We start from the raw sequence: 11,824 nt of genomic DNA on the forward strand, positions 1-11,824 counted from the left end.
TCTCACCTCATAAGTATTTCTCTTACTGCCTCGTTGTGCTCATCTGTTAAAGAATAAAATTTACCCAGATGATTATTAGTTTCTTCTCTTAACCTCTTTAAATTGGAAATCGCAAAAAATACTTCTTCTGCAACTTCTTCCGCCTTGAAATTTTCCACATATAGTCTTTGAACTCTATCTAATTCTTTCATAAATCCATCTATTTTCGGATCATAGGAAATTCCAATTGGATAAGCTCCCATTAGCGTTCCAAATACAAGACCGTGTAATCTCATCGAAACCATTATATCTATATTTCCCACAAGTGACAAGTAACTTTCCACGTGTAAGTACTCTTCTACTAAATAAATATTTTCATACTTTTCTCTTAGGGAGTTATATATTTTTCTTTCTACTTCCAAGTCTAAGTGATAAAAAAAAGGAATTAATATAACATTTACATCTTCTCTACCAAGTAATATTTCAATACTCTTTTTTATTTCTTCAATAGTTCTACTACCATAGTTCTTCCAATTCATAATAGTAAAGGCAATATTTAGTTTTTCCTCTTTTACTCCAAGTCCCTCTAATATTAATTTGCCCTCATCTTTTGATGGCTTGTTAATTCCAAAAACCGTATCTGTAGTAACCAGTACTTCTCTATTTACTCCCAGTTCATTTAACTCTCTTGCAGATTGGCTGTCTCTTACGTTTATAAAGTCAACTTTGTTTAATATTTTCTTTGTTAAATACCTATTTCTCTTTAGTGTAATAGGTCCTATCCCCTGAGAATATATAAATGTCTTTTTTTTATACAATAATCCCAATCTCAATATTGCAAGATAGTAGAGTATTGATTTCTTACTCGTCACATCTTGAAGTAGTGATCCCCCTCCTGAGAGAATCATGTCACAATCTCTTACTTCCTTAATTATTTCAAAAATATTTGATCTATTTACACTTTTTACATTGTATTTAAAGCTAGTCCAATCAGGATTTTTAGACAACACAACTATATCAGCATCACACTTTGATGAGATGCCGTCTACAAGGCCCTTTAGTATGGCCTCATCTCCTATGTTATTGTATCCATAGTATCCTGAAACTAGAATTTTCTCTTTATTTTGCAATGTATTTGTCATATCCCTTCCTAAATAAATCCACTACTATTAGCATTACTGCTGAAAGTAAACAAGCCATTAAAAATTCAATTACTATTCTAACAAAACTCATTGAAAGTGGAGTTCTTATATGTGAAAAAGTATTTACAATATCAGCTTGTCCTATTGCTATAAACAAAGTCAACAATATCGCAAATATTTCTCCCCTTCTATGGTATCCCATATATATCATTAAAAACACTGCTGGAAATCCCATAAATAAAGCTTTGGTTCTAGGTCTAGCCGGCAAATATTTTTCAAGTAAGTTTCTAAATAACAGCTCTACTCCTGGAACTTTCGCATCAGTATTTCCGCCTCTTAATATAAAAACCGCAAGAATTCCAAGTACTGCTGCACCAAGTACAGCTTGCCAAATTTTTACATTTAAATTAAATACTTTTACTATTTCATTTGTCTTTATCTTAGGACTTTCAACTTTTTCACGTCCAAATCCAACATATGCCGCAAATATAAATACTGAAATTACCAGTGGAAGTAATTGTGAAATTTTTACTCCTCTAAATATGTTAATTTCCGCTAAATAATTAGTTCCACTCATATAGGAAATTTCCATAAGCGATCCAACCATAGTAATCAATATTGAAACCAATAAAATCATTGCACCATGTAAGTAAATTTTAGGCAAGGATTTAACTTTTTTCTTTCTCTTAATCTGATTGTAGTTTTCTATTACTACACAGAGAGCCAGTGAAGGATAGGTTACTATTGCAAGTAAGTTAAATAACACGTTTCCCGTATCTTCCATAATACCTACTCCGAAAAATGCAATACTTGCTAGTACTCCCAATATAAATAAAGCTAAGCTAAGCTTACTTCCCACTGGAAATATTAATCCAAGTAGCATAATCGCCGCACATACAACTCCTATTGAAATAAATACTTTTAAATGACTGTCTGGATTCCAATTTCCTATTGGATTTACATCTCCAACACTATATCCCTTTGGTGCCAGTCTACTATTTAAATTTTCAATAACTCTGCCATAATTTTCTGATTCAGTTATAACTTTATCATTCTTTATAAACGGCTTTAAATATACCACAGAAATATTTCTCTCAGAAATTGCCCTGTAATATACATTTGTAAGTTCTTCTCCATTGTGATGTCCCGGTATTAAGTAGTCATATTCACTTTGTAAATAATCCCATGTGGTAAATGCTCTAATCTTTCCAACATCTTCTCTTTTTACCATGGAGTCTATTCCGTCTGTTTTCAAATGTCCTCTTTGATTAGATGCCTCAATCATTCCCAGAGAAATCCCATTAGTATTTATCCAATTTACAAAATCATCTTGTATTTTGTTGTCTTTTTCAGTATTTTTATATGCTTCTTTACCTGAAAACACTATATATCTTTGAGTTGGATTTAAATTTTCAACTGCACTTTGAAATCTCTGCATAGTACTTCTGGAGTCTTGATATCTACTATAGTAAACAGGTCTTAAGTTAATATCTAAGCCCTCTATTGACTTAATAGTATTTATTCTATTTTCATCAAAGCCAAGTCCCACATATTCAAGTATAGAACCTACTTCTCCATCGTCGCCAACTCTCTCTTGCAATATATCATAGGCATCAGATTTATAAGTTACTGCATCTGACGGTCTGCCCTCTATTTTTATTTCACTTTCAGAAATATATTCAACATTTCTCTTGTCTTTTAATACTTCTAATCCTTGAACTATAAAGTTTAAGTACTCAGAGTCTCCTCTTACAATTAAATCCATTCCACTCATTTCAGTTTCTATGTGAATTTCCGGATTTTTCTTAAGCGAATTAATTGTAGATTCATTTATTGAAATGGAATTTACTCCATTTTTTGACAGCTCTGTAAAATATTCCTTCGGCATTTTATTATCATTGTAACCTACTTTTGCAAAGTCGTCATAGTCTGCAACTACATCATAATTTTTATAGACACTTTCAGCTTTGAGTCTTCCATTTACAAAGTAAAATGAAACTCCAATTGAAATAAATATCAATATTAAAAATAATTTATTTTTATATTTACTAAACATACTCTCTCCTTTTTTATAACTAATTTTTAAACTCAGTTCATTATACTATGAATCACCATATTTTTACACAGAAAATAGGCTTTCAAAATATGAAAGCCTATATAATATGTACCTTATCCTGTTAAGTAATATCTAAGCTGACTTTTATAGCTCTGTCTATTTCCATCATAATGCTGTTTGGGAACTTGCCTATCTTTTCTCTTAATCTCTTTTTGTCTATAGTCCTTATCTGTTCTAGAAGAATGACAGAATTCTTTGGCAAAGGAACTCCCTTTGCGTCAACATTTATATGAGTAGGCAACTTCGCTTTATTTAGTTGTGATGTTATAGCTGCTACAATAATAGTGGGGGAATATTTGTTTCCAACGTCATTTTGAATAATAACCACTGGTCTCACTCCACCTTGCTCTGATCCTATTACAGGGGAAAGGTCTGCGTAGAAAATATCTCCTCTTTTTATTAACATTCCACCGCATCCTTTTGAGATTAAAAGTATTATACTTAATTATAAATTAACTAAGCTGAGCTTGTCAAATAATTTGCTCAATAGCACTTGATATATTATTTAATATATCACTTGCCACCATACTCTCCTCTCCCACTTTATCTCTGGCATAATCTCCAGCCAGCCCATGTATATAACATCCAACTGAAGCCGCCCTATAAGTTTTAAACCCTCTACCAAGTAAAGACACTACTATGCCTGTTAAAACATCTCCTGAACCTGCTGTTGCCATTCCGGGATTTCCGGTATTGTTTATATATGTGTCCTCACCATTTGTTACAATTGTGTTATTTCCCTTTAGTAGCAATGTGCATTTACATTCTCTTGCAAATTCCACTGCCAACTTTTCCCTTTGCTCTTCTATTTCTAAAATATCTTTTTTTATCAATCTTGAAAATTCTCCAAGATGAGGTGTTAAAACAGTAGTATAAGGTGTTCTACTTTTTAACAATGAAATATTTTTAGATAAGAGCGTAAGACCATCTGCATCTACAACCATTGGCTTGTCAATTTCCAATACTTCACTTAACATGTTTTCATTGGAACTTGTAAGTCCGATTCCCGGTCCAATTGCCACTGCATCTAAACCCTTCAAAAACTCCAGCATATCTCTATCATACTCAAAAGACTTTACAATTGGCTCTATAAACTTAATGCTCATAATATCTAAAATATTTTCAGATACTATATTGTACACCAATCCACTGCCAGTTTTAAACGCTGAATTTGAACACAAATACGCACTGCCACACATTCCCTTTGAACCTGCAATTATGCCAACCTTGCCATATGTACCCTTGTGAGCGTCCTTTTCTCTTTTACCAAGAGTTCCCTTAAATAAATTATCTCCTAGCTTTGACTCAAATAGAGCTACTGAAATTGCAAAGCCGCCGTCGTGGGATATACTTATTTTAAATAGATTATCATCTACTTGTGCATAGGGGGAGTTATTTTTGTGAAATATTTTAATATCTTTAAAACTCGTCTGCCCTATTCCTGTATTTAATGCCTTTGAAACAGCTTCTTTCGTAGCATACATTCCGGCAATGCTCTGTGCTCTAAAGTTCTTTTTCTCCAAGTATTTTATTTCTTCCTCGTTAAAAACTTTATTTAAAAACTTATCTTTGTATTTTAAATAAAGTTCTCCTACTCTGTCTACTTTTACTATATCAATTCCCACCATGCAAAATTTCTCCATAGAGTCTTTTTAACTCTTCTCCAACTTTTCCAATAGATTTCTTTTCAGCTACTTTGTAACCTTCGTCTGTTAAGTCTTTTAATTTACCTTCCAGTATTTCAACTGTTTTATTTTCAAATTCATCAACTGTTTTTGCCTTATAAATATTTTCTCCATCTACAAAAGAACTTTCATATATTGGAATATCTCTTATTAATGTCTTAGCTCTACTGGCCAGAGCTTCTAATAGCACTATCCCCTCTGTTTCTTCATATGTCGGAAAAATATATAAGTCACAAGCTCCATAGACCATTCTAAGTTCATCACTTAATACATACCCCGGAAAGTGCAAATTTTCTAAATTAGAATTTACAGCTTCTTTAATTTCACTTGAAACTAAATTTAAATCTGTATATCCAAACCAGTAAAATTCATATTGAGGTAACCTTTTTGCCAACTCCACAAATTCTAAAATTCCCTTTCTCTTTATGTAAAGACCCACAGATATAATTATTTTTTTGTCTTTGCTGCCATATTTTTTTTCAAAGTCACTTCTGTCATTTAAATTTTTATGCCAAAAGTCTAAGTCAATTCCATTTGACACAACATCTATTCTCTTCTCTATTCCGTAAGATTTCAATATGTCTTTAGAGTACTCAGAGGGAGTTAGTATTAAATTTGAAGTAGTATAGCACTTTATAATCCACTTCTTAAATAGAGGTGCTAGTTGATTTGAAAATAAAAAAGAGTTTTTAAAGTCCTCTTCTGTAGAGTGAGCATGATATACCACCGGAATTTTCTTTTTAAGGGAGCTCTTGGCCAATTTATAGGACTTTGGAAATACTGTGTTTATATGTACTAAGTCATAACTGTCATCTAAGTCATTTGTAAATTCTACACCAGCTTTTTTAAGTGCAACTTCTTGGTGATTTATAGCATGTCCCACGCCTGACTTTTCAATTTTAGAATCACTATCTCTAAACAAAAGAACTTTCATTACAACACCTCTAACTTAATAATAATGTATATACATAAAAATTTCTATAATATTAGAAATATATTTGCAATTCTTGACAAAAAAAGCATAATAGTATATTATTATACGTAATTTAATAAAGACATAGAAGGTATACAGTAGGTTTAAAACTGAATTACAATACCTGAGTCTTAAAGTAAACTGTACTTAAACAGTAAGAGGCTACGAGCAAAGAAAGGTGGTACCACGAATGCGTCCTTTCGTAATCGTAGTTATTTTTATTTTTTGGAGGTATTATAATATGATTAACTACAAACTGGAACATGATAATGTCTTTGACGAATTAGTTGAAAGAGGTTATTTTGAACAAGCTACTTATGAAGATGAATTAAAGGAAATGTTGGGTAAAGAATCTGTTAAATTTTATATAGGATTTGACGCCACTGCCGATAGTTTAACTATTGGACACTTTATTCAAATAATGGTTATGATGAGAATGCAAAGGCATGGCCACGTTCCCGTTGCCCTACTCGGTGGTGGAACTACTATGATTGGAGACCCATCAGGACGCTCTGACATGAGAATGGTTATGACAAAGGAAACTATTGATCACAATGCCGATTGTTTTGCAAAGCAACTTGCAACTTTTTTAGATTTTGAAGATGACAAGGCAATTATAGAAAATAATGCAAACTGGCTACTAGATTTAAATTTTTTAGATTTCATGAGAGAAATAGGCGTTCACTTCTCAGTAAATCAGATGCTCACATTGGATTCCTATAAAAATAGAATGGCAGACGGACTTACATTTTTTGAATTTAGCTACATGCTAATGCAGTCCTACGACTACTTAGTTTTATATAGAAAATATGGTGTAAAACTGCAAATGGGTGGTTCTGACCAGTGGTCAAACATACTTGGCGGATATGACTTAGTTAGAAAATTAGAACACGACAAAGTATATGCAATGACATTTAAACTTCTAACTACTGCAGATGGAGTTAAGATGGGAAAATCTCAAAAAGGTGCTGTTTGGCTGGACAAAGAAAAGACTTCTCCCTATGAGCTATTCCAATATATGAGAAATATAGATGACAGAGATGTTGAAAAGTTTTTACTAATGTTGACATTTTTACCTACTGACGAATGTAAGAGACTTGGTGCATTAGAAGGAGCTCAAATTAACGAAGCGAAAGAAACTCTAGCCTTTGAAATAACTAAGTTAATTCACGGCGAAGAAGAAGCTGAAAAGGCAAAAGAAGCATCTAGAGCCCTTTTTGTAAGTGGAGCTGAATCTGAAAATATTCCCTTTACTGAAATATCACGTTCTGAATTTAAAGATGGTAAGGGAATTTTAGATTTATTAAAAGAATTAAACTTAATAAAAAGTAATTCTGAGGGCAGAAGACTTATTGAACAAAATGGGATTTCCATAGATGGAGAAAAAGTAAAATCTTTTGATACCGTTATTACAGGAGATAATTTTAAAGAAGATAAAATTTTAATTAGAAAAGGTAAGAAAATTTACCACCAAGTTAAATTAATATAAAGCTAAAAACACCTTGAAGTTAAAGATTTAAATTAACTTCAAGGTGTTTTTATTTAAATATATTTTTCTAAAACGCTCTTTAATTTATAATAATTTCTCTTTGGTGTAGGCTTGTGTCTGTAATTTGAAAGCACTTCTACATATAGCACCATTACTTTTTTTGCAAAAAATTCCTTTGAATACTTTATTGAAGTTTTCTTTGCACTTTCCCCAAACTCTTCTCTTAAAATAGAATCTTCAATCATTTTTTCTACACCGGTTGTAAACTCTTCTCTATTCTCAAAATAAAAGCCATTTACATTGTCTACTAACATTCCCTCAAGACAGTCATCATATCTGCAAACTAGTGGCAAAGAATTAGCCATAGCCTCTATAAAAGTCAGACCCTGAGTCTCACTATTTGATGCACATACAAATACATCTGCCAATTGATATATTTTATAGACTTCTGTTGGAGGTATCATTCCAGTAAATATTATTTTTTTATATCCTATTTTCTGAACTTTCTCTTCCAATTTTTTCTTATAAGGTCCATCACCTGCAATCAAAAACGTAACATTACCCTTTCTTTCAAAAGTTTCTCCAAAGTGATCTACTAATTCGTCAATATTTTTTTCTTCAGCTACTCTTCCCAAAGCCAATATAATAAAATCTTCTCTTGGTATATTAAATTTAAGCTTTAATTTTTCAACCTCTTCTATGCTGATTTTTTCTTCAAATACGGATAGATCTAATCCTGTTGGAATTACTGCAATTTTACTGTTCATTCCATATTTTTTTAAAGATTTTTTTACTTTTTTAGTTGGAGCTATAATGGCACTACACTTTTTAAGTAGTTGTTTCATCCCAACTGATACCAGTTTTTTTGCCATTCTATCGTATCTTATAACATATCTAACATAGTGTTCATACATAGTGTGATAAGTGTGAACTATTGGACACTGAACTTTTTTTGCAATTATCTTTGCAAATACCAGTGTTGAAAATTCACATTGCGTATGAATAATATCAGGACTCCACTCTATTAGCTCATCTAAAATTTCATTATTTATAGAAACTGATGCTCTAACGTCGGGATATATTTTCAGAGGAAAAGAACTAATATAAAAAACATCTCCCTCCCTATAGGAGTGCACAGTTCTAGAAAGCGTTAAAATTTTTACGTCTACGCCCATTTTTTTTAATTCATCATATAAGTTTATAACTGAAGTCACTACTCCATTTATCTGTGGTTTAAATAAATCTGTTGTAATTAAAACTTTCATAATCTCCTCCGCTACCATCTGTACCCAATTTTAAATATTTATATCAAAAAATATAATATTTAAAAGTTAAAATGTCCTGGTTTGCTTATTTACTATTTTAATCTATAATAAAATATAAATATACTTTAACTTGGAGGTTATTATAAATATGAAAAATTTAAAATTTAAAAAGGTTCTACTCTTTAGCGGACTTGTTTTTATTTTGGGATTAACTGGTTGTTCACAAAATAAAACTACAACCCCCACTACCAATTCTTCAACTAACAACACAAAAAATATTGCTGAAGAGAACACCGCTGAAGAAACTAATAAATATATTAATCAACTGGGCTTTGACTCCATTTCCTTTAATGCCAAAGACTTAAATGGAAATGATATTTCAGACTATGCATTTAACGATTCAAAAGTTACTATGATTAATTTTTGGGGCACATTTTGTGGCCCATGTATAGAGGAAATGCCGGTGCTTGCTGAAGTTTCAAGCGAATACAATGAAGAAGACTTTCAAATTATTGGAATTATAACTGACACTTTTGAAGGTAGAAGTGACAACATTGACAAAGCTAAGTCCCTAGTAGCTGAAAACGGCGTACAATTTGCCAATGTAATTCCAAATAAAGATTTCGTTTCTAATTATTTAGACGGAAAAATTCAAGCTGTACCAACTACTATTTTTGTAGATCAAGACGGAAATTTAATAGGTCAAATTCAAGTTGGCTCTTTAAGTGAAGAAAAGTTACGAGAAATAATTGATGAACTTCTTTTATCTGTTTAAAATATGATTTTAAACAGATAAAAAGGGATGGAGTTTTATTTAAAGCTCTATCCCTTTTATGTTTTTATAACTGCCTTTTGTATCTAATTTATTTTAATACTTTTTTAATTTGTGGGAAAATATTGAACCATTTGCTATACTTACAATATAGTTGTTAATAATACTAATCTTTTTAAGGAGATGTCAATATGAAAAAAAACTTTATAATCCAGTCACTTTTAATAATTATGTTAATGTCCTTAATTCCAAATACTACATACGCCAAACAATCTATAAGAATATTAGTTGATGGCAAGGAAATAGTATCTGATGAAGCTCCGTTTATTGAAAATGGAAGAACTATGGTGCCGGTACGATTTATTGGTGAAGCTTTAGGACTTGAAGTGACATTTAATAAAAATTATGAATCTACTGGACCTTTTTACAGTATCTATGCTGAAAGGGGATATGCTACGCTTACAAATAAAGAAAATGGAAGATTTATAGGTATTTCTGATGATATTGTATCCTCGGATGGAATTTCATATTCCGGAGGTTCCGCTAAAATAAAAAATGGCAGAACTTTTGTCCCTATTCGCATGATTGCAAATGCACTAAATCTTGATGTAATTTGGAACAAAAGTTCTAATACTGTAAGTTTAAATACTAGAACTACTAGTCCAATTATACCCATATATATAACTGCAGATGGTTTTCAATTGAGAGAGTCAAAATTGTATTCAATTACTTTCAAAAATGGAAGGTATGAATTTACTAAACCTGTTAAATATTTAAATTTTTCAGAAGATAATTGTACAATTGCAGATTTTGCCAAATATGTATTAGAAAACGATTTAGAATTTAATGAAGAAACACTCTTCTCAAATACTAGATACAATATGAATGATGAGGGAAATAAAATTGAGGCAAATTCCGCTCAATAAATTACACAAGAGTTAAACTCTTATAAAACACTTTTAAAGAGTAAATAATTAAAATTAAAAACCAGAGTAGGATAAACGTATTCTACTCTGGTTTTATTTAATAGTTCTTTACCAACTATTTTCTATTTGATTTTCTCCAAATTCCCATTTTTTCTGCTTCAGATATTAATTCATCCCTAAATTGAGGTGCAGCTATATTTATAATTCCCTCTGCTCTTTCCCAAGTGGACTTACCCTTGGCATTAAATATTCCATGTTCTGTAACTAAATAATTTGTAACCGGTCTTGGAACTGTAATTGCTGAGCCCATTTCAAAGTTTGGAACTATTCTGGACTCTTCTTTGTTTGTCTTTTTATTAAAGAATGTTGATGATAGACATACAAAACTCTTTCCACCTTCTGCCAAATATGAACCAAGTACAAAGTCAAGTTGTCCTCCAGCTCCTGAAATATGTTTATATCCTGAACTCTCTGATGAAACCTGTCCAACTAAGTCTATATTTACAGCGTTGTTTATTGAAACAAAGTTATCCAACTTTGAAATTATTCTGGAGTCATTTGTATAGTCAACAGGTGCTGACATACACTGAGGATTATTATCTATAAAATCATATAATTTTTTAGTTCCCGCTGCAAAGGCATAAGTCTGTCTAAATCTATCTATATTTTTTTTCGCTCCAGTTATTTTTCCCCTGTTATATAAGTCCACAAATGCATCTACAAACATTTCTGTGTGAACTCCCAAATCCTTTAAGTCTGATTCAGCTATTAGAGAACCTACTGCATTTGGCATTCCTCCAATTCCAAGTTGAATACATGCTCCATTTGGAATTTCAGCTACGATTAGCTCTGCTACTTTTTTATCTACTTCTCCAAAAGAACCTGCTGGCAACTCAAGCATTTCAGGGTTTTCTCCCTCTACAATAAAGTCAACATCTGAAATGTGAACTTCATTTTCAAATCCGCCAAGTGCTATTGGAAGGTTTTCATTTACTTCAACTACTACTTTTTTTGCTGTTTCAACTACAGCCATTAAGTGAGAAGCATTAAGACCCATATTAAAATATCCATGTTTATTCATTGGTGCCACTACTATATATGCAACATCTACTCTGCTGTTTTCTCTATACCATCTTGGCAGTTCTGAATATCTTAAAGGACTATAAAATGCAGCATCTGTTGAATTTATTCTACCCCTGTCAGCTCCACCAGAGTGCCATGAAAACCAAATAAAAGAATCTCCATTTGGATCAGCCTTAAATATTTCAGGAACTCCTAAAAGTACTCCACCTCTTACAACTACATTTTCTAATTCCCCTGCTCTTTTTGCAAGTTCTCTATCTATTGACACTGGAGTTTGACCTGCCCAAGCATAGTCAACGTAATCTCCACTATTTACAAATGAAGCTGCTTTCTCAGCAGAAATTAATTTTTCACCGTATTCTTTTCTGTAATCCATAACTATCTCCTTTAACAT

At 31.8% G+C, this 11,824-nt stretch carries 10 protein-coding genes; 3 read left to right on the top strand and 7 right to left on the bottom strand.

Going from position 1 to position 11,824, the window contains the following annotated elements; genetic code table 11:
• Positions 1-2: 2 nt before the first annotated feature.
• The 5 genes from csaB to BUB47_RS03890 form a co-directional block, all read right to left on the bottom strand.
• Complete coding sequence (csaB, locus tag BUB47_RS09885; RefSeq protein WP_073183954.1) at positions 3-1,121, bottom strand: polysaccharide pyruvyl transferase CsaB; 1,119 nt, start codon at positions 1,119-1,121, stop codon at positions 3-5.
• Positions 1,099-3,177 carry a DUF5693 family protein gene (locus tag BUB47_RS03875; protein ID WP_073183956.1) on the bottom strand — a complete coding sequence of 693 codons (2,079 nt, stop codon included), beginning with the start codon at positions 3,175-3,177 and terminating at the stop codon, positions 1,099-1,101. The genes csaB and BUB47_RS03875 overlap by 23 nt, the downstream gene beginning before the upstream one ends.
• A gap of 121 nt (positions 3,178-3,298) precedes the next feature.
• Positions 3,299-3,643 carry a type II toxin-antitoxin system PemK/MazF family toxin gene (locus tag BUB47_RS03880; RefSeq protein ID WP_073183957.1) on the bottom strand — a complete coding sequence of 115 codons (345 nt, stop codon included), beginning with the start codon at positions 3,641-3,643 and terminating at the stop codon, positions 3,299-3,301.
• 64 nt (positions 3,644-3,707) lie between these two features.
• Complete coding sequence (locus tag BUB47_RS03885) at positions 3,708-4,865, bottom strand: NAD(P)H-hydrate dehydratase (protein WP_073183959.1); 1,158 nt, start codon at positions 4,863-4,865, stop codon at positions 3,708-3,710.
• Complete coding sequence (locus BUB47_RS03890; RefSeq protein WP_073183961.1) at positions 4,852-5,856, bottom strand: LTA glycolipid anchor biosynthesis glycosyltransferase, IagA/BgsA family; 1,005 nt, start codon at positions 5,854-5,856, stop codon at positions 4,852-4,854. Before BUB47_RS03890 ends, BUB47_RS03885 begins: the two co-directional genes overlap by 14 nt.
• A gap of 280 nt (positions 5,857-6,136) precedes the next feature.
• Between BUB47_RS03890 and tyrS the strand changes: the two genes are divergently transcribed.
• The gene (tyrS, locus tag BUB47_RS03895; protein WP_073183963.1) at positions 6,137-7,384 is read left to right on the top strand and encodes a tyrosine--tRNA ligase; all 1,248 of its coding nucleotides are present in this window, start codon (positions 6,137-6,139) and stop codon (positions 7,382-7,384) included.
• A 53-nt stretch (positions 7,385-7,437) separates the two neighbouring features.
• Here the strand turns inward: tyrS and BUB47_RS03900 are convergent, their stop codons facing one another.
• Positions 7,438-8,649, bottom strand: coding sequence for a glycosyltransferase (locus tag BUB47_RS03900; RefSeq protein WP_073183964.1), 1,212 nt, complete (start codon positions 8,647-8,649; stop codon positions 7,438-7,440).
• Positions 8,650-8,797: 148 nt separating this feature from the next.
• On the opposite strand from BUB47_RS03900, the gene BUB47_RS03905 reads away from it, so the two are divergent.
• Both BUB47_RS03905 and BUB47_RS03910 read left to right on the top strand, forming a co-directional pair.
• Positions 8,798-9,424, top strand: coding sequence for a TlpA family protein disulfide reductase (locus tag BUB47_RS03905; protein WP_073183966.1), 627 nt, complete (start codon positions 8,798-8,800; stop codon positions 9,422-9,424).
• Between the two features lie 188 nt (positions 9,425-9,612).
• Entirely contained in the window at positions 9,613-10,347 is a 735-nt protein-coding gene (locus BUB47_RS03910; protein WP_073183968.1) for a copper amine oxidase N-terminal domain-containing protein, read from the top strand.
• Between the two features lie 115 nt (positions 10,348-10,462).
• Here the strand turns inward: BUB47_RS03910 and BUB47_RS03915 are convergent, their stop codons facing one another.
• On the bottom strand, positions 10,463-11,806 hold the full coding sequence (locus tag BUB47_RS03915; protein WP_073183970.1) for a butyryl-CoA:acetate CoA-transferase: 1,344 nt from the start codon (positions 11,804-11,806) through the stop codon (positions 10,463-10,465).
• Positions 11,807-11,824 lie beyond the last annotated feature (18 nt).

The sequence above is a fragment of the Anaerosphaera aminiphila DSM 21120 genome (genome assembly GCF_900129925.1).
Classification (GTDB): Bacteria; Bacillota; Clostridia; order Tissierellales; family Peptoniphilaceae; genus Anaerosphaera; species Anaerosphaera aminiphila.

Excerpts from the sequence above, each read along its gene's own strand:
- csaB (WP_073183954.1), bottom strand. The coding sequence starts at position 1,121 with ATGACAAATACATTGCAAAATAAAGAGAAAATTCTAGTTTCAGGATAC.
- BUB47_RS03875 (WP_073183956.1), bottom strand. The coding sequence starts at position 3,177 with ATGTTTAGTAAATATAAAAATAAATTATTTTTAATATTGATATTTATT.
- BUB47_RS03880 (WP_073183957.1), bottom strand. The coding sequence starts at position 3,643 with ATGTTAATAAAAAGAGGAGATATTTTCTACGCAGACCTTTCCCCTGTA.
- BUB47_RS03885 (WP_073183959.1), bottom strand. The coding sequence starts at position 4,865 with ATGGTGGGAATTGATATAGTAAAAGTAGACAGAGTAGGAGAACTTTAT.
- BUB47_RS03890 (WP_073183961.1), bottom strand. The coding sequence starts at position 5,856 with ATGAAAGTTCTTTTGTTTAGAGATAGTGATTCTAAAATTGAAAAGTCA.
- tyrS (WP_073183963.1), top strand. The coding sequence starts at position 6,137 with ATGATTAACTACAAACTGGAACATGATAATGTCTTTGACGAATTAGTT.
- BUB47_RS03900 (WP_073183964.1), bottom strand. The coding sequence starts at position 8,649 with ATGAAAGTTTTAATTACAACAGATTTATTTAAACCACAGATAAATGGA.
- BUB47_RS03905 (WP_073183966.1), top strand. The coding sequence starts at position 8,798 with ATGAAAAATTTAAAATTTAAAAAGGTTCTACTCTTTAGCGGACTTGTT.
- BUB47_RS03910 (WP_073183968.1), top strand. The coding sequence starts at position 9,613 with ATGAAAAAAAACTTTATAATCCAGTCACTTTTAATAATTATGTTAATG.
- BUB47_RS03915 (WP_073183970.1), bottom strand. The coding sequence starts at position 11,806 with ATGGATTACAGAAAAGAATACGGTGAAAAATTAATTTCTGCTGAGAAA.